Genomic DNA, 20,027 nt, shown 5'->3' with positions numbered 1-20,027 from the left:
AAAGTATTAACGACGGTCTTTCGTTCGCTTCTCTATGCGCCCGACCGACCGGACTCTCGAGACGCTTGCGGTCGCTGCCGGCGAGGAACCGTTCCGCACGGGAAGCGAAGCGGGAGACGTCACCTCGCCGCTGCATCTCTCCTCCACGTTCGCGCTACCGGGCCTGGACAGCGAGATGAGTCTCGACGACGTCGATCCCGACGCCGGGGAGTTCGTCTACTCCCGGCTGTCGAACCCGACGCGCCACGCACTCGAGAAACGCCTCGCCGCCCTCGAGGGCGGCGAACACGCGATGGCTTTCTCTTCGGGGACGGCCGCGATCTTCACGACGGCCCTCGCGGTCGTCGAACCGGGAGATCACCTCGTCGCGTTCGACGACCTTTACGCCGGAACGCGTCGATTGCTCGAGGAGGTGTTCGCGACCCGGTTGGATGTCGATGTCTCGTTCGTCGACGCGACGGAGACCGAGAACGTCGCGGCTGCCATCACCGACGAGACGGCGTTCGTCTGGATGGAGACGCCGACGAACCCCGGGATCGAACTCTGTGATATTGCCGCTATCGCCGAGATCGCAGACGGTGCGGACGCGACGTTCGGCGTGGACAACACCTTCGCGAGTTCGTACTTCCAGCGGCCGCTCGAACTCGGCGCGGACGTCGTCGCCCACAGCACGACGAAGTACCTCAACGGCCACTCGGACTCGGTCGGCGGGGCCGTCGTCACCGACGACGACGCGCTCGCAGAGCGACTCGAGTTCCTCCAGCAGGTCGGCGTCGGCGACGCACTTTCGCCGTTCGACAGCTATCTCGTCCTCCGCGGGCTGAAGACGCTGCACCTGCGGATGCGCCAACACGAGCGCAACGCGATGGCGATCGCGGAGTTTCTCGACGACCACGACCGGGTCTCGGCCGTCCACTATCCGGGCCTCGAGAGCCACCCACAACACGACCTCGCCTGCGAACAGATGGACGGCTTCGGCGGCATCCTCTCGTTCGAACTCGAGGGCGACATCGACGACGCGGCCGCGTTCCTGGAGTCACTCGAGGTGTTCACCCTCGCGGTGTCGGTCGGCGGCGTCGAGAGTCTAATCGAACTGCCGGCGGGAATGACTCACGAACCTCTCTCCGAAGAAGAACGCGAGGAACTGGGGATCACCGAGACGCTGATCCGTGTCTCCGTCGGGGTCGAGGGCACCAAGGACCTGATCGCAGACCTCGACCGGGGGTTCGACGCGGTTCGACGCAGATCGGCGGTTGCAGACGGAGACTGAACGGAGAAACGCCGGTCTGAACTGTCACCCATCCCAGTTCGAATTCGTGATACCGCTCCAACTCCAGCCGGCGAGGCCGATCCAGATCAGCACGAGTACGCCGAAGGCGGCCCACTGCTGGGTCTGGGTTTCGGCGATCGGGGCGAACACGTCGACCAGCCCGCTCGCCTGTAACATTCCGAGGGCGAGCAAGAACAGGCCGAGAATCGAGACGGCAGCGATCCCGAGCCAGTTACGCCCCATCCACTTCCCCTCCTGTTCGGCCTCGTGTTTGTCGGTCGTGGGTGTCTTGGTTGGCTCCTCGTCGGGACTGGACATACCGGCACGTATCGCCGTCGGGCGGGAAACGGTTCTACCTGCAGGCTCCGGCCCGATCAGTCCAGCACGGCCGCGAGTGCATCCATCGTCCGTTCGACGCGGTCGAGGCGGGCGTTGTGGCCCATGTGACCGACCCGAAGAATATCGTCCTCGAGGCCGCCGAGCCCCGTCGCGAGGACGATTCCGTGGTCCTCGAGCATCGCCGCCTGTACCTCGCCTGCACGGCCGTCGACCTCGATCGCGGTGACCGTCGGCGAACAGTCGTCCTCGCTGTTAGAGTACGTCTCGAGGCCGAGTGTCGCGGCCCGCTCGCGACAGCGTCGTGCAGCCGCTTCGTGGCGCTCGAAGACCGATTCTAGGCCTTCCGCTAACAGCAAGTCGACCGCAGCGTCGAGACCGTAGAGGTTCGCCGTCAGGTGCGAGTAGGGGAACCACTCTTCGTCGGCAGCGGTCTTCCAGGGCTCTAAGTCGAGGTAGAACTCCGGCGTCTCGACCGACTCGATGCGGTCCCACGCTCGGTCGCTGATCGCACAGGTCGTCAGCCCCGGCGGCGCGCTGAAACACTTCTGGCTCGCGCCGAGACAGACGTCGATCTTCTCGGTCGGAACGGGAGCTCCGCCGAGCGACGAGACCGCGTCGACGACGCTCACGACGCCGTGCTCGTCCAGTACGTCGAGAATCGGCTCGAGGTCGTTCAGCGTCCCTGTCGGCGTCTCGCAGTGAACCATCGTCGCGACGTCGAACGGTTCGCCCTCCGTGGCTGCCCGCTCGAGCGTCTCCGCCACCGCGTCGACATCGAGGGTCTCCCGCCACGGCACCTCGCAGACGACAGGTTCGCCGCCGTAGGAGTCGACGAAGTCGGCGAACCCGTCGCCGTAGCGTCCATTCGAGAGACAGAGGACGCGGTCGCCCTCCGCGACGAGTGAGGCAATCGCGGCCTCGAGGCCGAGAATTCCTTCACCGCCGAGGACGACGACGTCGGATTCACCTGCCCCATCGCGGTCCGCGTAGTAGACCCGCTCGAGTTTCCCGGTCAGATCGCGGTAGAACTCGAAGAACGCCGGTTCGACGTCCGGGTTCGGCAGCGGTTCGGCCATCCGTTCGCCGACGGCGTCGGGTACCTCGGTCGGTCCGGGCGTCATCCGGAACCTGTCGGGGAGATCGCTCATAGGAGAGTTCGAGGTATCCGACGGGATAAAACCCCTAGACCGGCCGCTCCCGTCGCCGGCGCAGCGTTCCACGGACGAACGGCGTCACGGGAAAGATCCCGAACTCGAGACGTTCGATTTCCTCGAGTGCGAACGAGTCGTGGCTCGCGAACCGGTCGACGGTGTCCCGGTTCAGCTGACAGCCGCCGCCAGCCCGTTCCCACAACGGATTCAGCAGTTCCTGGCCCGCCCGTCGCCAGCCGTCCGCGCCGACGTGCTCGAGGAAGCGAAACTCCCCGTCCGGTTTCAGGACGCGGGCGACCTCCGCCAGTGCGGCATCCGGGTCCTGGACGGTACAGAAGACCATCCCCGAGAGGACGACGTCGAACGCGTCGTCGGGATAGGGCAGCGATTCAGCCCGGGCGTCCCGCAGGTCGACGGCGAGTCCACTCGCTCTGGCCTGTCGTTTCGCCCGCGGACGCATGTTGGGGTCTGGTTCGATAGCGTGGTACTCGAGGCCGTCGCTCGCCGCTTCGACGACGTACGGAAACATCGCGCCGTTCCCGGTGCCGATCTCGAGGACACGTCCGGCGAGGTCCCGAGCGAGATACTCGCGGTGGACACGGGGAAAAAGCGACTGGGGAAGCAGGTCGTAGACGGCGGCGAAGACGGGATGGTCGATCTCGGCGTCGTGGTCGTGTCCGGTCGCCACGGACTCGTTTGTCATACGATTGCCGACGAGTGACTGCGTGGAATCGTTTTCCCCGTCTCACCGGATCGTATCGGGGATGCGATCGACGACGTCGGTCGCGAGGACTCCCGGTCCGTACTCGGCAGTTGCAAGTTCACCGCTCTTGCCGAGGACCCAGGCACCCAGTTCCGCAGCGTCCTCGCGATCCATTCCCTGGCCCAGTAGCGAGGCGATGATGCCCGCGAGCGTGTCGCCGGTCCCGGCGACAGTCAGCGCGGAGGTTCCCGTCTCGTTGTGCTGGCGGGTCCCGTCTGCAATGATCTCGTCGACGGTCCCGGTCAGAATGATGACTGCGTTCGTCTCCTCGGTGATGGCCTCGAGCGAGCCGTAGCTCTCGTAGATCGGATCGTCTTCGGAACCGCTGGGTGTGAGGACGGCGTTCGAAAGGTCGGCCTCGAGTGCGGGTTCGATCGCGAGCGCGTCGACGACGACCGGGACGGAGACGTCGTCGATAGTGTCACAGACGGCGTCCGGTTCCGCGTCGACCAGTCCCGGCCCGATCACGAGTGCGTCGGCCCACTCGCTGACGGTGATCGTTTGCTCGCGAGCGTCCTCGTCGAACCGTTCGCCAGCGTAGTAGCTGGCGAGCAAATTCACCGAGTGACTCGCGACGATCTCGTATATCGGCTCGGCGACGAGTGCACGGACGTGATCCGAGCCGGTGCGCAGCGCCGCCTGGCCGACGATCGCGGGCTGGGTCGGATAGTCGATACTTCCGCCGACGACGGCGACCCGCCCGTTGTCGGTGCCGGACTCCTCGCTGACGTTCGACAGCGTACGCTGGAGACGACCCATACCGAGAGTTCGAGCCGCGACGGGTAGCCGCTTGGCAGGCGTGTTCCAGTCTGCCCCACAAGACATAGAAGGTGGCCGTAGTAGCCAGCGGTAGACCCATGTTCGACGACAGAACCGATGCCGGCGAACAGCTTGCGGCCGAACTCGAGGATCGCGGGCTCAAAGCCGACGTCGTTCTCGGCATTCCACGCGGGGCGTTGCCCGTCGCACGACCGGTCGCGGACGCACTCGGGGCCGAACTCGACGTCGTCGTCGCCCGAAAGATGGGCGCGCCGAACAACCCGGAACTGGCACTGGGGGCCGTCGCGAGCGACGGCAGCGTCTGGCACAACGACGACCTCATCGACCGGATGGGGGTCTCCGAGGCGTACCTCGAGGAGATCCGCGACGAGGAGGCGGAGAACGCACGGACGAAGGCCGACCGCTACCGTGAGGGCGACGAGTTGCCGAACTTCGACGGCCAGCGCGTCGTCGTCGTCGACGACGGAGTCGCGACGGGTGCGACGGCGACTGCCTGTCTCCGCCAGGTCGTCGACGCCGACGCCGAACACGTTACGCTGGCCGTTCCCGTCGGTTCACCGCGGACGCTCTCGGACCTCGAGTGCGAGGCCGACGAGGTGATCGCACTCGAGACGCCCCAGAGCTTCCGTGCCGTGGGGCAGTTTTATCGAAACTTTGGACAGGTCACTGACGAAGAAGCGATCGACTATCTCGAGGGTGGCAGTTAACGATCGATCCGGTTAGGCACGATCCGTCGAATCGACGCCAGTGATCCGCCGATCCGCCGAATCAGTCCCGACTGCGTCCGGCTTGTCGGTCGCTTCGGCGGGATCGACGCGCACCGTCAAAACGGGCACTGGAGCGTTGCGGACGACCCGTTCCGTGACACTGCCCAGCAGGAGGCGGTCGATGCCGCCGCGACCGTGGGTCCCCATCACGATCAGGTCGCAGTCCTCGCGGCTCGCCTCCTCGACGATGACGCGATTCGGTGACCCCTCGAGAACGCCGGTCTCGACGGAAACATCGTCGGGTGCGAGGTCTCGCGCCCGCTCGACTGCGTTCTGCCCCTCGTCGTAGAGAGCGTCGCTAATCCCCTCCCAGGCGGTCTCCATCGGGAGCCCACCGTAGCTCGCCGCGTTGACGACGTAGAGGATGCGGACCGTCGCCTCGTGAGCGCATGCGAGATCGAACCCGTACTCGAGTGCACGTTCGACCTCCGGCGAGCCGTCCGTCGGGACGAGAATGCGGTCGTACATCGTGTTGTATGATACCGTATGTCGCCCAAATACAATAACGTTGCCACGGGATCGTCAGAACGTCACTCGAGGAGATACGTAGCCGTCAGCCCTCGACGATCACGTCGCAAACGTCGTCGACACCGGCGCGTCGCACGACGGCCCGGACAGGATCACGCGCATCGACGAGGTTGTCCGTCTCACCGTCGAGCACGAGCAACCGTGCCTTCCGCCCCGGTTCGACGACGCCGTACTCGAGGCCCGCGAGCTCGGCACCGTTTACCGTCGCCATCCGGAGGATGTCGTCCGCTGGGAGATCGGAGAACTTGGCGAGAAACTCCATCTCGCGGAACATCGACGGCGAGTTCAGCATGACGTTGTCCGTCCCGAGTGCCAGCGTCGTTCGCTCGTGGAGTTTCTCGACCGGCGGCAGGCCGACACCGGTCACCAAATTCGAGCGCGGACAGACGACGGTCGGGACGTCGCAGTCCGCGACACGATCCAAATGGACTGGTTCAGGGTGGACCATGTGAACGAGAAAGTCCGGATCGAGGTCCATCGCCGGATCGATGTCGGTCTCGTCAACCTCACCGGCGTGGATGCCGAACGGTTTCCCTGCCTCTCGAGTCGCCGTCCGTTCGCGCTCGAAGTCGGCGTCGTTCGCGCCGCTCGCACCGAAGCCGTCGCCGGCTTCTATCGCGTCGATCGATTCACGGCCAAACGCGATCGCGTCCACCTCGACGTCGGCCGCTGCCGCCTCGAGCGCCCGGACGCCTTCGACGCCACCTTCACGGAAGTCGAGACAAGCAGCCGTGCCGCTTCGGTGCATGAACTGGAGCGACCGCACCATTGCAGCGACCTTCTCCTCCCGCGACGCCTCCCGGAGCAACCGATGTTTCAGCCCGTCAGGGGGTGCGACCAGCTCCTCGAGTGAGAGTCCGCGTCCCGCTTCCTTGGCGATCGAGTCGCCAACGTGAGTGTGAGCGTTGACGAACGCCGGGAGAACGATGGCCGAACGCCCGACGGCCGCCTCCTCGATGGCCGCGATCCGTCCCTCGTCGTCGATCACCACCCGCCCTTCGATAGGCTCGAACTCCCGCCCCCGAAGGATCGTTCCCGTGAGTTCCATACCGGACGTTCGCGGGCAGCCATTTCAACGGTTCGGGCTCGACTCGAGCCACCCGGAGAAACGCATTCGCGGCCTTGTGTTCCATTCGGGATATGGTCGTCCAGACCTAACGGGACGACGTCACGTGGTACGAATGTGAAAACTGTGGGTTGTTCTTCGACGAGCAATCCGACGCGGCCGAACACGAGACACGATGTGACGACACCAACCCCTCCTACATCCAGTGATCAGCGCCGTTCCCGGTGTTCATCCGCCAGTTCCGCGGCTCGAGCCAGCGTGTGAGCCTCGACCCAGCGTACCCGATCGCCGTCGCCGTAGGCAAGTGCCGTCTTCAACTCGTCCCGTAACACGCCGTGACCGATCGAGCGAACGGCCCCGTCCGCGTCGCCGAGTTCGTAGACGCCCGGCCGGTCGGGCGCACTCGCGACGGCCTCGCGGTCGAGGTCCCGCCAGGGTTTCTGCAGCGGCATCGTCACCTCCCGCCCGGCTCGACCAGTTCGTATGCGTGTTCGCTCATCTCGTCCTCCGCGAAGACGAACACCCGGCCGTCGACGGCCTCGAGGTCCGCCTCGACGCGAATCGAGTAGGCGTCCGTCGAAACCGTCACGCCCGGAAACAGGACCTCCGCGTCGTTTTCCTCGAGCATGACCCGGCCGACACCGGTCGTCTCGAGGATCTCGTCGTGCGTGTCTCGATCGTTGACGTACGTCATCACGCCCTCAACACCGTCGGGTTCGGTGACGAGTACGTGAACGTCCTTGCCGGGCGGCGTGGTGATCGATCCCTCGATGGGGTCAGGCGGGCCGTGATAGAACACCTCGCGCCCGTCGAGATACTGGACGACGACGCCGCCGTCGACGAGATCGACCCCGATCGTACTGGGGGCGACGTTGCTCCGAACAGTCATATGCCGACCTTCGATCGGACTGGGGAAAAACGGTGCGCTCTCGGTTGCACCGATCGTCAGCCGTAAGTATCCGTTCACCAGTGTACGAACATGGACGGCCGCGCCGTTGCGCCAGCAGCCGGAACGGTACTCAACGCGCTCGCGACCGGAGTCGGCTCCGCGTTCGCGATCGACCTCGAGACGACAGCCACGGTCGAACTCACCGACGACGGCGACATCGTCGGCGAGGTTGCCGGCCAACCCGACGCCGACACGACGCTCGTCGAGCGCTGTGCAGCGATGGCGATCGACGAATACGCAGCCGAGGCGGGACTCGAGCCCACGAATGTGGGCGCTCGCGTCCGGACCGAAAGCGAGGTGCCGATGGCGTCCGGACTCAAAAGCTCGAGCGCCGCGGCCAACGCGACGGTACTTGCGACGCTCGAGGCACTCTGCGTTGCCGACTCGGTCGAACGAATCGAGGCGTGCCGACTCGGCGTCCAAGCGGCCCGGGACGCCGGTGTCACCGTCACCGGCGCGTTCGACGACGCCAGCGCGAGCATGCTCGGCGGCGTCACCGTCACCGACAACACCGACGACGAATTGCTCGCCCGCGACGAGGTCGACTGGTCGGCGCTGGTCTACACGCCACCCGAACAGTCGTTCAGCGCCGACGCCGACGTCTCGGCTTGCGAGCGGATCGCGCCGATAGCCACCCTGGTCGAGGAACTCGCACTCGAGGGCCGCTACGGCGAGGCGATGACCGTCAACGGCTTCGCGTTCGCCGGCGCACTCGAGTTCTCGACGGAACCGATGATCACCGCCATGCCGGACGTCGACGGCGTCTCGCTGTCCGGCACGGGCCCGAGCTACGTCGCCGTCGGCAGCGACGAGACGCTCGAGGACGTACAGCGGCGGTGGAACGAACGCGCCGGAACGACACGGTTACTGGAGACGAGAACGGACGGGACGCACACACAATCACTATGACTCGAGAATCTACTCCGGACGAGGAATCGAACCGACGAACGCCCGACGAGATGTCTCTGGACGAACTCCGCGAGGAGATCGAGACGATCGACCGCGAGATCGTCGAACTGATCGCCCAGCGAACCTACGTTGCGGACACGATCGCTCAGGTCAAAGACGAGAAGGGATTGCCGACGACCGACGAGGAACAGGAACAGCAGGTGATGGACCGCGCGGGCGGGAACGCCGAACGGTTCGACGTCGACGCGAATCTGGTGAAGGCGATCTTCCGGCTGTTGATCGAACTGAACAAAGTAGAGCAGCGTGAGAACCGGTAGCAAGGGGTAGAGATAGAGATATTGTCATTCATCAGCAGGTTCTAGCGGGACTCGTTCCACCTCGATGTCTTCGTAGTCTTTCTCCGATGAGAGTACGTCCAGCGTCCGAGTTTCTGCAGTCGCGGCGTGGAACGCATCGAACGCCGTCATTCCCTCGTCGTAGTAGTTGACGGCCTTCAGAACGATTTGTCGTTCTTCCTCGTCCCGGACAGGGACGAGTTCGAGCAGATTTGCCACGAGTGGGACGTAATCGAACTCGTACCGTTCTCGGGCGAGAAGGAGTTCGAGATAGGAGACGGCCGACGTTTCTACGTCGTACTCGTCGAGTGCTTCTTCTGCAGATTGCTGCAACCAGTCTGAGTCTTTGACGAGCGCGAGTAAAAAGTCGGTTTCGACGTAGACCGTCATCTATCGTCCCCGTTCTCGCGGGCCGCAGCTTTCGCTTCTGCTTCGATGTCCGCGCGAATATCGTCGACGGATGCGTCACGTAACTCGCCTGCCGCTTCGCGGACTGCAGCGAGCGGGTCGTCTGCAACCGGAACGAGTTCAATTCTGTCCTCGTACGTGACGATGTGGTACTTCTCCCCGTATTTTTCTCGTACATCTTTGGGGATGTACAACCTCCCCTGCCCGTCCGTTTCTGCTGACATAGATACGACTACGGCACCACAGACAAAGAATCTTACCACCAGTGGAGAATTGATGGTACGAGCATCAGTGTTTCATCTGTTCGCACATTGGATATTGTCTATCTGAACACGGTTGAGCAAAGGGATAGTAGATAGCACTAATCGAGCTTCTAAGCTCGTGTAACTCCCAATAAGCGATTAGGACTCTTCCGGTTGCTGTTCAGTTGGTTCGTATGGCACTGTCTAGTAGCGTCCCAAGTCTACTCTGACTAGTGCGCTCTACTCCTGATCGAGAACCGTGATTGGTTCGGGCCAACTCTCAACTAGTCGGTCCACGCTTGGGATGGTACTAGTGGCGGGCCAAGCCTGAACTGATGGGTCGAATCTGGCGGTGTGGCCCGATTCGACCCGTCAGTCGACGCTTGGGACGGTACTAGTGCTTTGGCAAGCCTGAACGGATGAGTGAAACCGAGTGCAGTCGTCTGGTTTCACTCATCAGTCGACGCTTGGCGGAGTACTAGTACCGTTTCGTGCGGTCTGCTGTTCTGCTGTCTCGGAACGTCCGGATGGTCTTGGGGGTAGGCCGTCTCCGACTCAGCCAGCCGCCTCAGTTGTCGCTATCGGCAGTCTCGTTCGATCCCACTTGCCCTCTCGTCTGTTCGCGGACGGTCATTCCCTTCCGGCCGAGATGCTGCAACTGCCGTCGCGCGAACTCTTCCTCTCGAGTCCCACGCGTCGCGAGCACGTAAACCAGCGCGCCGCCCGCGGGCCGCATCGTCCGGCCGGCTCGCTGAGTTCCCTGGCGTCTCGAGCCACCCAGCCCGGAGGCGACGATCGCCAGGTCCGCAGTGGGGAGGTCGATCCCCTCGTCGCCGACCCGCGAGACGACCAGCAGGTCGCGTTCGTCGCGGCGGAACTCCTCGAGCAGTCGCCGGCGTTCGTGGTGGGGCGTCTCGCCGCTGAGGAAGGGTCCGTCGAGGGCCTCGGCGAGTTCGCGCCCTTGCTCGAGGTAGTCGACGAAGACGAGCGCTTTCGCGTCGTGGTGGTCTCGTAGCAGGTACCGTACCTCGTCGATCTTTCCGTGATTCTTCGCGGCGATCCGGTACCGTTCGCGACCGTCGGCCGACGCGTAGGCGTTTCGCTGCTGGTCGTCGCCCCACGGAACGTACCGGATCTCGAGTTCTGGTTCGGCGACGAAGCCCGCGTCGAACAGTGCCTGCCAGTCGGTGCCGATCGGTGGGCCGACGAGCGTGAAGATTTCTGTCTGCCGGTCGTCTTCCCGGATCGGACTCGCGCTAAGCCCCAGGCGATGCTGGGACTGGAGGTGCGTGCTGCGGCGGTAGACGTCGCTGGGGACGTGCTGACACTCGTCGAAGATCACCAGTCCCCACTCGCGGTCGTCGAACAGCGAGCGGTGACGATCCATGCCCGCGATCTGGTAGGTTGCGATCGTCACCGGCCGGACGTGTTTCTGGCCGCCGTGATACTGGCCGATCTGGTGTGGGCCGAGGTTGGTGTATTCCTCGATCGTCTCGGCCCACTGCCGTGCGAGGTCGCGACTCGGCACCAGAACGAGCGTCTCGCCGCCGACCTCGGCCATCGCGCCCATGGCGGCGACGGTTTTGCCGCTGCCCGGCGGGCCGACGAAGACGCCTTCCCCGGCTTCCGCGAAGCGATCGACCCACGTCTGCTGGTAGTCACGCAGCGAGACCGCGAGGTCGACATCGAGCAACTCTCCGGAATCGAGGTCGCGGTGATCCTGCACGGGGTAGCCCGCCTCGTAGAGGATTCGCTTGATCGCCGCCGCCGCCCCCTCACGCACCCAGTCTTCGGTGTCGGAGATCGGTGCGTGGACGTGTTCTTCGTCCAGTTTCTGTCGGGCGACGTTCCCCATAACCTCGGGCGTCTTGGCCTCGAGGACGGTGTAGCCGTCTTCGTGAGTGGTGAGCTGAAACTGGTGGGCTCGATCCCACTGACTCCTGACCCACTCTTCGAGCGGTTCGGATCGCTGTCCCAGTGCCTGTCGCATCGTCCGGGCGAGGTCGTCGAACGCCTCGTGTGGTGCCTGCCAGACGTCTTCCGGGCGAACGACGTAGCGGTATCCCTGTTTGCCGTTTGCATCTGCGAGGTGAGCAAACTGGGATAGTTGCGCTCGTGTGAACTGCGTCGGCTGGTCGACGACGATTTCGCGCCGTTTCGGGAACACGACGATCCGTTCCTGTTCGGTCAGATCCTCGAGGTTCGCCGGATACCAGACGATGGGATCGGCCGTGACCGAGAACGACTCGAGGTCGCCGCGATCGACCAGCGCCTCGAGTTCGTCCGAGACGGCGTCTTGGGAGCGATCGAGAGTGCGAGCGATCCCGTCTGCCGTGAGCATGGGTCGGCCTACCTGCTGGCAGGCGTCGTGGAACTGATCGATCGTCAGTTCCAGATCGTCGCTGTCGTCGGCGGAACGATCGCGCGTCACTGGCAGGGCTAACGGTGGTGGGGATAAACCGATTTCGTTCGTCGGGCTTTGCCGGGCTAGTACCGTCCCAACCGTCGACTGACAGGTCGAATCGAGCCACACCGCCAGATTCGACCCATCAGTGTAGGCTTGGCTCGCCACTAGCCGGCGACCGACATCGATTGAACGCCGATTCAACTGGCCCAGTGTGACGGGTACTGTTCCGGACTGGCCCTATCAGTTGGAAACAGCCACCGACTTTAAGTATAACACATTTGATTTGACACGTATGTTCACAGTTTCTGCGGACCGGGTCGACAACCCTGACGACGGGCGGAGTTCGATCAGCGAACGGTACGAGTCGATCCTGTGGTGGATGATGGACAAACTCGGGGCGACCGAGACCATCGAACGGAAGATACTCGCTGCCGTCTGTCTCCAGTTTCTCGCGACAATCGGCATATTCCTGTTGCCGCTGCTTTTCCTGGGGCCCCGAGAAGCGTTTTCGATCTTTCCGACCGCTCAAATCCTTCTCAGCGGCGTCCTGATCGTGCTCGCCGTCGTCGCCTTCGCCAACACGTGGTTGGTCGCCCGACGGGACTTCATCGAACCGCTGCGACGGGTCCGCTCGATCGCGAGCGAAATCTCCGAGGGGCAGTTAGAGACCAGACCGCAGGGTCGGACACAGAAAGACGAGATCGGCGACCTCCAAGAGTCGGTCGTCAAGATGTACGCCTACCTGACGACCGTCGCCAACCAGGCCGACGCTCTCGCAGGCGAAGAGTTCGACGCCAGCGTTCTCGAGGCGGATGTTCCCGGCGAGTTCGGCGACTCTCTGGAAGAGATGCGAATCAGCCTCGAAGACCGAATCGAGAAACTCGAGGAGAACCGCGAGGAGATCGAACAGCAACGACAGGAGACCGAACGACGAAACGCCGCCCTCGAGGCCGACGCGGAGCGCTGTCGGGACGTTCTCGAACGGTGTGCCGAGGGTGATTTCACTCACCGCGTCGATGTCGAGAGCGATCACGAGGCGATGGTCGAGATTGCGGATGCCCTCAATGCAACGGTCGACGACGTGTCGGGCATGCTCGGTCAGGTACAGACGTTGGCCGACGAGGTCGATCGAGTTGGAACGGAGGTTTCGGCGAGTGTCGCCGAGTTAGAGAAGACGAGCGCGGGGGTCAGCGATTCCGCGGAGGCGATTTCGGTCGCAACCGACGAGCAGAACGACCGCTTCGAGAAGGTACGCGACGAGATGAGCGATCTCTCGGCGACGATCGAAGAGATCGCGTCGACGGCCGACGGGGTCGCGGACGTCTCGGCGGAAGCAGCGACGAACGCTCGTGATGGACGCGAAACGGCAAGCGAGGCGATCGAAGAACTCGACCGTCTCGAGCGCCGGATGGAAACGATCGTCGGTCGCATCGAAGCGTTAGACGAGGAACTGGCCGAGGTCACCGAGGTCGTCACCCTCATCGACGAAATCGCAGAGGAAACGAACCTGCTCGCACTCAACGCGTCGATCGAGGCCGCCCGAGCGAGCGGCGACGGGAACCGGTTTGCCGTCGTCGCCAGCGAGATCAAGTCGCTGGCGGAAGAAACTGGCGAGGCGACCGGCGAGATCGAACAGTTGGTCAGTGGCCTGCAGAACTCGGCCCAGGAAGCGGTCGACGAGATCGGGACGATGCAACAGGAAGTCGTCGACGGAACAGAAACGATCGAGGAAAGTCTCGAGGTTCTCGAGGAGATTGCCGGCAGCGTCCAGGAGGCAAACGACGGCGTCCAGTCGATCAACGCCGCGACAGACGACCAGGCCCGCACGGGCCAGCAGGTCGTGTCGATGGTCGACGAAGCGACCGACCGAAGCGAACACACGCTCGAGGAGACGAGCAGCGTCGCCGCCGCTGCGGAGGAACAGACCGCGACAGTCTCGGAGATTTCGAATGCGGCACAGTCGTTGTCCCAGACGGCTACCGAACTGAGCGGTCAACTCGAGGAGTTCACCGCCGACGCCTGACTCTCGACGACGTCTTCCAGCGCTGACAAATAGTATATCCGTGCGGCTAACGTACGCTACGGTATGTTCCGAGCTATCCTCCCCGAGGGACAGATCCTGTGTGATCGGTACGAGCGAGTCGAGAACGGCCTCGAACTGTACGACGATGACGACACGCTCGTTGCGTTCGTTCCCTACGATAACTTGCACGCACTGGTCGACGAGGATGTCTACGGCGAAGACGATCGATCGATCATGTAGCCGGCGTCTGGTCGATCGCGTCCAGTTGTTCCCTGTATCTGTTTCTGACGGTGACGACGGTGGTCTGGGCGGTTTCTGCGACCGCTCGCTGTGGGATCGTCTCGTCACAGAGCAGCCCAGCCGCGTAAATGGCTGCCGCCGCGAACCCCGTCGGTGATTTACCCGAATGAAGCCCTTTCTCGGTCGTCTCGTCGATAATGTCGATCGCTTTCGTCTCGACGTCTTTGTCGACGTCGAGTTCTGAGCAGAACCTGGGCACGAACTGTCGCGGGTTCGTCGGCTCTAAGTTGATGCCGAGTTCGTCGGCGATGTATCGGTAGGTTCGCCCGATTTCGCGCTGATCGACCCGGGAGACGGCGGTCACTTCCTCGAGGCTGCGCGGGATGTCCTCTTTGCGACAGGCGGTGTAGAGGGCACTGGTCGCGACACCTTCGATCGACCGACCACGAATGAGGTCCTGTTGGAGAGCCCGACGGTAGATGACGCTCGCGGTTTCCTTGACCGGGTTGGGGACGCCGAGTGCGCTGACCATCCGGTCGATCTCCGAGAGTGCATACTTGAGGTTCCGCTCGCCGGCGTTTTTCGTCCGGATTCGTTCCTGCCAGACGCGAAGCCGATGGATCTGGCCGTGCTTCTCGGCGGACATCGACCGGCCGTTGGCGTCCTTGTTTCGCCAGTCGATCGTCGTCGTCAGCCCGCGGTCGTGCATCGACTGGGTCAGGGGTGCACCCACTCGAGAGAGTTCGTCGTGTTCCTGTGCGTTGAACGCGCGCCACTCGGGACCGTAGTCGATGGGGTCTTCGGTTAGAACGAGCCCACACTCGTCACAGACTCGTTCGCCGCGGTCGGGGTCGTGGACGATCGTGTCGGTTTCACAGTCAGGACACAGCTCCGTTCCTCGTTCCCGTTTCTGTTCCCGTTCGCTTGTCTCACTTCTTGCGTGATCGATGATGGGCTGTGTCATCCGTAGCGAAGACAGTCCTGCAGCCATTGTAAGGAGGTACCATGGTTTCATAGGAAACCCCGACTTACGATTGCAGGTCGAGCGGAGAGTTCGACGCAGGCCGACCAGTTGCTAGGCCGCCGTGCCCGCGCCGAAATCGTGTCCCATCGGTCGTCTCCGGGTGAAGCGACCGCGAGTGATCGCTTCGACCCGTCTCCGACAATGGGAAACCAACACATGAATCGTGACGATTGTTACGTCCGTCCACCGGTGTAAATCGTCAGTTCATCACGTAAAGTCTCCTTTCGGTACCAAACTGTCGCTCGAATTTATATCGGTGGAGTCGAACGTCGGACCAGTGACGAGTTGCCGAGTCGTTCATCGGAGTTCACTGGCGTATCACTGCATTCGTCTCTGTCGCGGCATACGCCACGGATACACTCCCCAAATCGGTCGATACCAGCGACCTGTGAGTGACGCTCTCGGCTATCAGCGACGGTGTCGCCGTTCCCGACCGCACCCGGCGCGACGAAGTCGTCCCGTACGCCCTTTGCAGCCGATGCGAAACGTGGCCGTGCTTAAGAGTATCTCTGTTGGTGTACAACTTGGTGTGTCAATCGTGACTGCGAATCGCCGTTTGGAAGTACAGCGGTCGCTGCGGGGGTCATACTCCAGTAGCGTTCTCGACCGCAAACGCTGGCGGAGCCGGGCTCGAACTGCGACACCTGCCGCCGGAGGAACACGATAATGTCGTCGATCGATACCTCTCTCCCCGACGAGATTGCATCGTCCGTCGGTGACTCCGAGGACGACGAACGCCTCTCGAAGGACGTCATTTTCGAACTCCTCAAGAACCGCCGCCGTCGAGAAGTCCTCGCTTACCTGCTCGAGGCAGAGGAGACGGTCACGCTCGGTGAGCTCGCCGAGCAGATCGCCGCCTGGGAGAACGATACGAGCGTAAACGCCCTGAGTTCCGATCAACGAAAGCGCGTATACGTCGCTCTCTACCAGACCCACCTCCCCAAGATGGACGACGCCGGAATCGTCGAGTACGATCAGGATCGGGGGCTGATCTCGCTGTCGGAGAACGCCGATCTCTTGATGATGTACCTCGATACGGACTCCCACCAGCAGGATCGGTGGGATCGCTGGTACGGGACATTGAGTGCACTCGGGGTCGTGCTCGTCGGCGGCGCACTCTTTAACGTCCCGTTGCTGGCAGCGATTCCGACGCTCGCACTCGCCGCCGTCGTCCTCGTCGCACTCTTCTCACTGTCGGTCGTCCACACCGTTCGAAACCGACAGCAAGAACAAACCGTCAACGGCAAACTTTCCCGGATCGAGTGACCCACACGCGGTCGTCTCGGACGACCGTCGTCTCGTCGACCCGTCTACCCGCGTTCGTCGTCCACCGAAACAGTTCAGGAAGGACTTTTATTCATCCCTATCGTACACTCAGATGGCTCCCGGCGACCGTCATCCAGTACCGGAACAGTTCGCGTGCCAGCTTGCTGTTCCAGGCACGGGAGCCACTTTACTCTCGATGTCACAGAGGGGTGTCACGCTTGAGCGTTGCCTACTGTTCGCGTGCGTTGTACTGGACGTCGACCGTCGCGTCGCCAAGCAACGTGAAGTCTTCGAACCCACCGTCGAACCAGTAAGCGTCGCGTTCGTCGCCGACGACGCCACGGACGACGCCGTCCTCGTACACCTGTTCGTCGTCGATCGTGAGTTCCTGAAACGTCGCCTCGACGGCACGACCCGACACCACGAAGGAGTACGACGTCGGCCCGTCGGTTCCGGTGCCGTCGACGAGGATCGCGTGAGGCAACAGCTCGTCGTCACCGTACTCGTCTGGATCGATCTCCTCGCCGTCGACGGAGACGACGGCCTCGCCCTCGATGATCGTCACGTCGGTGATCGCGCCCGAGAACCGGAACGTCTGGCTCTCGTCGGTGAGGGAGCTCTGGACCGTCGAACCAGAGACGGTCGTCGCGTCGTCGTCCGGATCTGCCTCGCCGTCGTACTCGACCGTCCCGTCGACCGTAACTTCGAAGCTCGTCGGCTCACCCTGACCCTCGACAGTGAGAACGTGGGGCAGTTCCTCGCCGTACTCGTCGGGATCGATCTCTTCGCCCTCGAGAACCACCGTCGCCGGCCCGTCGACGGTCAGCGTCTCGAGGTCGCCGTCGAACCGGAAGGCGTCTTTCCAGTCGGCGACGACGCCGTGGACGAATCCGTCCTCAATCTCGGTTTCGGCGTCGATGGTCGCGCCGTCGTCGGTCGTCGGTTCGACCGTGCCATCGACGACGAACTCGTACCGGGAGACGTCGACGTCGTCGCCCTCGAACAGCAGGACGTGGGGGAGTTCGTCCTCGTCGTCGCCGCTGTCCGGACTCGAGTCGTCGACGGACTTGCCCGCTGCAGCCTCCTGGGCCGAGGTCGGGACGCCGTCGGGAATCGAGAGGTCGGCCGAACGCGAGATGCCCGAGCGCTGGAGGCCGCTGCCCTGGACCGGTCCCTGAATCGCACCATCGGTCATCTGGGCGGAGCCGCTGCCGCGCACGACCGCAGCGTACGGATACGACCCGGCGGCGAACTCCGAATCTTCGATCGTGGGTGTCCCACCGGGCCAGACCCACAGCGGTCGGCCGGCGTCTTCGACGTAGCCGCCCCAGCCGGGGCCGTAGTCGGTGTTGTCGTTGTACGCGACGCAGTCGACGATAGCGTCGTTGCCACCGGCGACGCGGAACGTGGAGACGCCGTTGTTCTTTCCGTAACAGCTCTCGAAACGGGCCGAGCCACCGTAGGCGGTGTTGGAACAGTAGAAGCCGTTGTTGGGGTAGCCCTGGACGTTGCAGTGACGGAACGTGACGTCGCAGTTTGCGTTGCGATGCATGAAGACGGCACCCGGACCGTGGGTGTGGCTCCCGCCTGCTTTGGTCGACCCGTCGCCGAGGTAGACGTTCTCGATGAGAACGTCCCCGCTGGGGGCGGTGATCGAGAGCATGAACCCGCTCCCGCGGTGGAGACCCTCGAACCCGACGTTGCGGATGACGGAGTCGCCGCCTTCGACGAGCAACGTGACGGTGTCGCCGGTCGTGAGATCGATTAGCTTGTTCTCGAACGTTTCGCCACGACCGATCGTAATTGTCTGTCCCTGGGCGGTGATCTCGTCGTATTCCTCGTCGGCGCTTGCAGTGCCGGGAACTGTCGTTGCAGCAGCCACAGTCGTTGCACCCGCCAGTTTCACGTAGGAGCGACGGCCGAGTAATTCAGAATTACCACCGCCAGCTCCCGACGTAGTGTCGTCGTCGGCGACCGCTTCGTCGTCCAGTACCGAAGGTTCGCGTGCCATGTACTCGGTAATACGAAACTACCGGCATAAACTTTCCCTTACACTAAGTATAAAATTTACTGACTTCAACAACGTACGTTCTATTCATTCATAGAACTTTCTACGTTTGTCGTCGATAAAAGCGACAGAAATCGGAACGCGATGTCGAGAGTAATACCGTATTACCCGTATCGGCCCGTTTCGAGCGTCGGTCGTTACCGCGAACTGGCGGGTAATACAGAATTACCGGCACTCGAGTGGCCGAAAAACACGCTCGCGCGTCGATCCCTGGACAGAGTGAGTGATACGGACTGCTGTCCCGATGCCCCGGCGCGACCGCGAGCTCCTGCGGTCGCGCCGAAACTGACTGACAGCAAACCGGATGAAAGCGCGCCGAGCGAACGGTCCTCGACTACGCGAAACGAGAAACCGAACCGCGAACACAAAACCACGTCAGCGGGAACCGGGGCGGCGTTACGTCGCAGACCACCGAGACGGACTCACAGCAATCCCACCACGGAGAGCTGCGTCAGCGGGGTAGTCGATCAGTTGCCGGAGGCGGCTTCCTCCGCGCTTTGCGGGACGCCGTCAGGGACGAACGCATCAGGGTCCGTGCCGACATCGTCCTCGAGTTCGACGGTCGAACCGGCGTTCTCGCCGATACCGGCGACATCGTCGTAGTCGGTGTCACTGACGAGGACCTCGGTTGGGTTGCCGTTCGCGCCGGCGTCGATGGCGACGTTGTGCCCGTGCATCTCGATCTGGCACCCCTCGACTTCGACCGTGCCAGGTGCCCAGGCCCAGATACCGCGGCCCTGGTAGCCCGAGTCGTCGACGTAGACACTCGAGTTCGTCACCGTGCTCCCCTCGGTCGCGAGACGGAAGTGCGAGACATAACAGTTCGCGGCGAAACAGCGGTCGACGTGGATCGTGCCGCCGCCGGCGTTACCGGGCGCGGACGCGTAGATCGCGTTGTCCGCAAACTCCTGGATGTTGACGTTCTCGAAGTCGACGTGGCCGGCGTGGTCGGGATCGACCCAGAAGGCGGTCTGTCCGTGACCGCTCGAGCTTCCGTTGTGGCTGTCGGAGCCGTCGCCGAGATAGACGTTCTCGACGGTGCTCGAGCCGCTCGGGTCGGAGTCGGAGAGACCGAACGTGGCGGAGCCGGTGCCGGACGTATTTTTCCCGTCGAAGCCGACGTTTTGGATCGTCCAGTCGGTGCCGTGGGCGGTGACGACGATGTCTTGCCCGGTGGTCATGTCGATCAGTTTGTTCTCCCAGGTCTCACCCGAGTCGATGGTGATCGTTTGCCCTTCGGCTTCGATGACCTCGTAGTCATCGTCGGCGACAACGGTGCCGGCCGCGCCGAGCGAAGTTGCTGCGGTTGCGACCGCTGCGAGCGACCGCACGTAGTTGCGGCGGGTTAATCCGTCGTTACGACCGGTAGTCGGAGTCGTCTCCGTCTCGGACGTACGGGGGTGGTGCGCCATACGATTGCGTAACACTGGGTTACACTCATAAACTTTTCCTTGACGAAGTCTATTGAATTTACGCACTTACTTCCTAACGT

Annotated in this window: 21 protein-coding genes and 1 pseudogene; 8 read left to right on the top strand and 14 right to left on the bottom strand. The window is 63.1% G+C overall.

Annotated features, from left to right (window positions below):
• The first annotated feature begins 34 nt into the window (after window positions 1-34).
• Window positions 35-1,270: a trans-sulfuration enzyme family protein gene (locus tag NATGR_RS17295; protein ID WP_005575915.1), complete on the top strand. Its 1,236-nt coding sequence runs from the start codon at window positions 35-37 to the stop codon at window positions 1,268-1,270.
• 24 nt (window positions 1,271-1,294) lie between these two features.
• Here NATGR_RS17295 and NATGR_RS17290 read toward each other — a convergent pair whose 3' ends face one another.
• From NATGR_RS17290 to NATGR_RS17275, 4 genes are read right to left on the bottom strand one after another with little or no spacing between them, the layout of a single operon-like run.
• Window positions 1,295-1,588, bottom strand: a complete 294-nt coding sequence (locus tag NATGR_RS17290; protein ID WP_005575917.1) for a hypothetical protein — start codon at window positions 1,586-1,588, stop codon at window positions 1,295-1,297.
• A 56-nt stretch (window positions 1,589-1,644) separates the two neighbouring features.
• Window positions 1,645-2,757: a pyridoxal-phosphate-dependent aminotransferase family protein gene (locus NATGR_RS17285; RefSeq protein WP_005575919.1), complete on the bottom strand. Its 1,113-nt coding sequence runs from the start codon at window positions 2,755-2,757 to the stop codon at window positions 1,645-1,647.
• Window positions 2,758-2,791: 34 nt separating this feature from the next.
• Window positions 2,792-3,463, bottom strand: coding sequence for a class I SAM-dependent methyltransferase (locus NATGR_RS17280; protein ID WP_005575921.1), 672 nt, complete (start codon window positions 3,461-3,463; stop codon window positions 2,792-2,794).
• Window positions 3,464-3,505: 42 nt separating this feature from the next.
• On the bottom strand, window positions 3,506-4,282 hold the full coding sequence (locus NATGR_RS17275; RefSeq protein ID WP_005575922.1) for an NAD(P)H-hydrate dehydratase: 777 nt from the start codon (window positions 4,280-4,282) through the stop codon (window positions 3,506-3,508).
• 98 nt (window positions 4,283-4,380) lie between these two features.
• On the opposite strand from NATGR_RS17275, the gene NATGR_RS17270 reads away from it, so the two are divergent.
• Entirely contained in the window at window positions 4,381-5,010 is a 630-nt protein-coding gene (locus NATGR_RS17270; RefSeq protein ID WP_005575924.1) for a phosphoribosyltransferase, read from the top strand.
• A gap of 12 nt (window positions 5,011-5,022) precedes the next feature.
• On the opposite strand, the gene NATGR_RS17265 is transcribed toward NATGR_RS17270, so the two are convergent.
• Both NATGR_RS17265 and NATGR_RS17260 read right to left on the bottom strand, forming a co-directional pair.
• Complete coding sequence (locus tag NATGR_RS17265) at window positions 5,023-5,538, bottom strand: universal stress protein (RefSeq protein WP_005575927.1); 516 nt, start codon at window positions 5,536-5,538, stop codon at window positions 5,023-5,025.
• An 85-nt stretch (window positions 5,539-5,623) separates the two neighbouring features.
• The gene (locus NATGR_RS17260) at window positions 5,624-6,646 is read right to left on the bottom strand and encodes an amidohydrolase family protein (protein WP_005575929.1); all 1,023 of its coding nucleotides are present in this window, start codon (window positions 6,644-6,646) and stop codon (window positions 5,624-5,626) included.
• A 122-nt stretch (window positions 6,647-6,768) separates the two neighbouring features.
• Here NATGR_RS17260 and NATGR_RS20750 point away from each other — a divergent pair.
• Window positions 6,769-6,873 (top strand): annotated as a pseudogene (locus NATGR_RS20750) (DUF7128 family protein); the annotation flags it as partial.
• Here the strand turns inward: NATGR_RS20750 and NATGR_RS17255 are convergent.
• Both NATGR_RS17255 and NATGR_RS17250 read right to left on the bottom strand, forming a co-directional pair.
• The gene (locus NATGR_RS17255; protein WP_015233880.1) at window positions 6,874-7,116 is read right to left on the bottom strand and encodes a DUF7508 domain-containing protein; all 243 of its coding nucleotides are present in this window, start codon (window positions 7,114-7,116) and stop codon (window positions 6,874-6,876) included.
• Between the two features lie 2 nt (window positions 7,117-7,118).
• On the bottom strand, window positions 7,119-7,553 hold the full coding sequence (locus tag NATGR_RS17250; protein WP_015233879.1) for a DUF5796 family protein: 435 nt from the start codon (window positions 7,551-7,553) through the stop codon (window positions 7,119-7,121).
• A gap of 90 nt (window positions 7,554-7,643) precedes the next feature.
• Here NATGR_RS17250 and NATGR_RS17245 point away from each other — a divergent pair, with 90 nt between their 5' ends.
• Together NATGR_RS17245 and NATGR_RS17240 are read left to right on the top strand one after the other, a co-directional pair.
• Complete coding sequence (locus NATGR_RS17245; protein WP_005575935.1) at window positions 7,644-8,522, top strand: shikimate kinase; 879 nt, start codon at window positions 7,644-7,646, stop codon at window positions 8,520-8,522.
• Window positions 8,519-8,839 (top strand): chorismate mutase, encoded by a 321-nt coding sequence (locus NATGR_RS17240; protein WP_005575937.1) that lies wholly within the window; start codon window positions 8,519-8,521, stop codon window positions 8,837-8,839. The genes NATGR_RS17245 and NATGR_RS17240 overlap by 4 nt, the downstream gene beginning before the upstream one ends.
• 24 nt (window positions 8,840-8,863) lie before the next feature.
• Here the strand turns inward: NATGR_RS17240 and NATGR_RS17235 are convergent, their stop codons facing one another.
• From NATGR_RS17235 to NATGR_RS17225, 3 genes are all read right to left on the bottom strand, one after another.
• On the bottom strand, window positions 8,864-9,247 hold the full coding sequence (locus tag NATGR_RS17235) for a PIN domain-containing protein (RefSeq protein ID WP_005575940.1): 384 nt from the start codon (window positions 9,245-9,247) through the stop codon (window positions 8,864-8,866).
• Window positions 9,244-9,489 carry an AbrB/MazE/SpoVT family DNA-binding domain-containing protein gene (locus NATGR_RS17230; protein ID WP_005575941.1) on the bottom strand — a complete coding sequence of 82 codons (246 nt, stop codon included), beginning with the start codon at window positions 9,487-9,489 and terminating at the stop codon, window positions 9,244-9,246. Before NATGR_RS17230 ends, NATGR_RS17235 begins: the two co-directional genes overlap by 4 nt.
• A gap of 586 nt (window positions 9,490-10,075) precedes the next feature.
• A complete protein-coding gene (locus NATGR_RS17225) occupies window positions 10,076-11,938 on the bottom strand; it encodes a DEAD/DEAH box helicase (RefSeq protein ID WP_005575943.1) in 1,863 nt (620 codons plus the stop codon).
• A gap of 268 nt (window positions 11,939-12,206) precedes the next feature.
• Between NATGR_RS17225 and NATGR_RS17220 the strand changes: the two genes are divergently transcribed.
• On the top strand, window positions 12,207-13,937 hold the full coding sequence (locus NATGR_RS17220; RefSeq protein WP_005575945.1) for a methyl-accepting chemotaxis protein: 1,731 nt from the start codon (window positions 12,207-12,209) through the stop codon (window positions 13,935-13,937).
• Between the two features lie 63 nt (window positions 13,938-14,000).
• The gene (locus NATGR_RS20035; RefSeq protein WP_005575947.1) at window positions 14,001-14,177 is read left to right on the top strand and encodes a hypothetical protein; all 177 of its coding nucleotides are present in this window, start codon (window positions 14,001-14,003) and stop codon (window positions 14,175-14,177) included.
• Here NATGR_RS20035 and NATGR_RS17215 read toward each other — a convergent pair.
• Window positions 14,170-15,141 (bottom strand): transcription initiation factor IIB, encoded by a 972-nt coding sequence (locus NATGR_RS17215; RefSeq protein WP_005575949.1) that lies wholly within the window; start codon window positions 15,139-15,141, stop codon window positions 14,170-14,172. The two genes, NATGR_RS20035 and NATGR_RS17215, sit on opposite strands and share 8 nt — an antisense overlap.
• A 726-nt stretch (window positions 15,142-15,867) precedes the next feature.
• Between NATGR_RS17215 and NATGR_RS17210 the strand changes: the two genes are divergently transcribed.
• On the top strand, window positions 15,868-16,467 hold the full coding sequence (locus NATGR_RS17210) for a DUF7344 domain-containing protein (protein WP_005575951.1): 600 nt from the start codon (window positions 15,868-15,870) through the stop codon (window positions 16,465-16,467).
• 229 nt (window positions 16,468-16,696) lie between these two features.
• Here the strand turns inward: NATGR_RS17210 and NATGR_RS17205 are convergent, their stop codons facing one another.
• Together NATGR_RS17205 and NATGR_RS17200 are read right to left on the bottom strand one after the other, a co-directional pair.
• Window positions 16,697-18,478 (bottom strand): hypothetical protein, encoded by a 1,782-nt coding sequence (locus NATGR_RS17205; protein ID WP_005575953.1) that lies wholly within the window; start codon window positions 18,476-18,478, stop codon window positions 16,697-16,699.
• 524 nt (window positions 18,479-19,002) lie between these two features.
• Complete coding sequence (locus tag NATGR_RS17200) at window positions 19,003-19,947, bottom strand: hypothetical protein (RefSeq protein WP_005575955.1); 945 nt, start codon at window positions 19,945-19,947, stop codon at window positions 19,003-19,005.
• Window positions 19,948-20,027: the final 80 nt, after the last annotated feature.

This window comes from Natronobacterium gregoryi SP2, from assembly GCF_000230715.2.
Taxonomy (GTDB): domain Archaea; phylum Halobacteriota; class Halobacteria; order Halobacteriales; family Natrialbaceae; genus Natronobacterium; species Natronobacterium gregoryi.
Note: the sequence above shows the minus strand (reverse complement) of the source record. Positions and strands in the feature narration are given on the sequence as shown.

What these genes read in the sequence shown, in the direction of transcription:
- NATGR_RS17250 (WP_015233879.1), bottom strand. Translation starts at nt 7,553, where the DNA reads ATGACTGTTCGGAGCAACGTCGCCCCCAGTACGATCGGGGTCGATCTC.
- NATGR_RS17270 (WP_005575924.1), top strand. Translation starts at nt 4,381, where the DNA reads ATGTTCGACGACAGAACCGATGCCGGCGAACAGCTTGCGGCCGAACTC.
- NATGR_RS17260 (WP_005575929.1), bottom strand. Translation starts at nt 6,646, where the DNA reads ATGGAACTCACGGGAACGATCCTTCGGGGGCGGGAGTTCGAGCCTATC.
- NATGR_RS17235 (WP_005575940.1), bottom strand. Translation starts at nt 9,247, where the DNA reads ATGACGGTCTACGTCGAAACCGACTTTTTACTCGCGCTCGTCAAAGAC.
- NATGR_RS17230 (WP_005575941.1), bottom strand. Translation starts at nt 9,489, where the DNA reads ATGTCAGCAGAAACGGACGGGCAGGGGAGGTTGTACATCCCCAAAGAT.
- NATGR_RS17280 (WP_005575921.1), bottom strand. Translation starts at nt 3,463, where the DNA reads ATGACAAACGAGTCCGTGGCGACCGGACACGACCACGACGCCGAGATC.
- NATGR_RS17240 (WP_005575937.1), top strand. Translation starts at nt 8,519, where the DNA reads ATGACTCGAGAATCTACTCCGGACGAGGAATCGAACCGACGAACGCCC.
- NATGR_RS17295 (WP_005575915.1), top strand. Translation starts at nt 35, where the DNA reads ATGCGCCCGACCGACCGGACTCTCGAGACGCTTGCGGTCGCTGCCGGC.
- NATGR_RS17245 (WP_005575935.1), top strand. Translation starts at nt 7,644, where the DNA reads ATGGACGGCCGCGCCGTTGCGCCAGCAGCCGGAACGGTACTCAACGCG.
- NATGR_RS17265 (WP_005575927.1), bottom strand. Translation starts at nt 5,538, where the DNA reads ATGTACGACCGCATTCTCGTCCCGACGGACGGCTCGCCGGAGGTCGAA.
- NATGR_RS17220 (WP_005575945.1), top strand. Translation starts at nt 12,207, where the DNA reads ATGTTCACAGTTTCTGCGGACCGGGTCGACAACCCTGACGACGGGCGG.
- NATGR_RS17205 (WP_005575953.1), bottom strand. Translation starts at nt 18,478, where the DNA reads ATGGCACGCGAACCTTCGGTACTGGACGACGAAGCGGTCGCCGACGAC.
- NATGR_RS17290 (WP_005575917.1), bottom strand. Translation starts at nt 1,588, where the DNA reads ATGTCCAGTCCCGACGAGGAGCCAACCAAGACACCCACGACCGACAAA.
- NATGR_RS20035 (WP_005575947.1), top strand. Translation starts at nt 14,001, where the DNA reads ATGTTCCGAGCTATCCTCCCCGAGGGACAGATCCTGTGTGATCGGTAC.
- NATGR_RS17215 (WP_005575949.1), bottom strand. Translation starts at nt 15,141, where the DNA reads ATGACACAGCCCATCATCGATCACGCAAGAAGTGAGACAAGCGAACGG.
- NATGR_RS17275 (WP_005575922.1), bottom strand. Translation starts at nt 4,282, where the DNA reads ATGGGTCGTCTCCAGCGTACGCTGTCGAACGTCAGCGAGGAGTCCGGC.
- NATGR_RS17255 (WP_015233880.1), bottom strand. Translation starts at nt 7,116, where the DNA reads ATGCCGCTGCAGAAACCCTGGCGGGACCTCGACCGCGAGGCCGTCGCG.
- NATGR_RS17200 (WP_005575955.1), bottom strand. Translation starts at nt 19,947, where the DNA reads ATGGCGCACCACCCCCGTACGTCCGAGACGGAGACGACTCCGACTACC.
- NATGR_RS17285 (WP_005575919.1), bottom strand. Translation starts at nt 2,757, where the DNA reads ATGAGCGATCTCCCCGACAGGTTCCGGATGACGCCCGGACCGACCGAG.
- NATGR_RS17210 (WP_005575951.1), top strand. Translation starts at nt 15,868, where the DNA reads ATGTCGTCGATCGATACCTCTCTCCCCGACGAGATTGCATCGTCCGTC.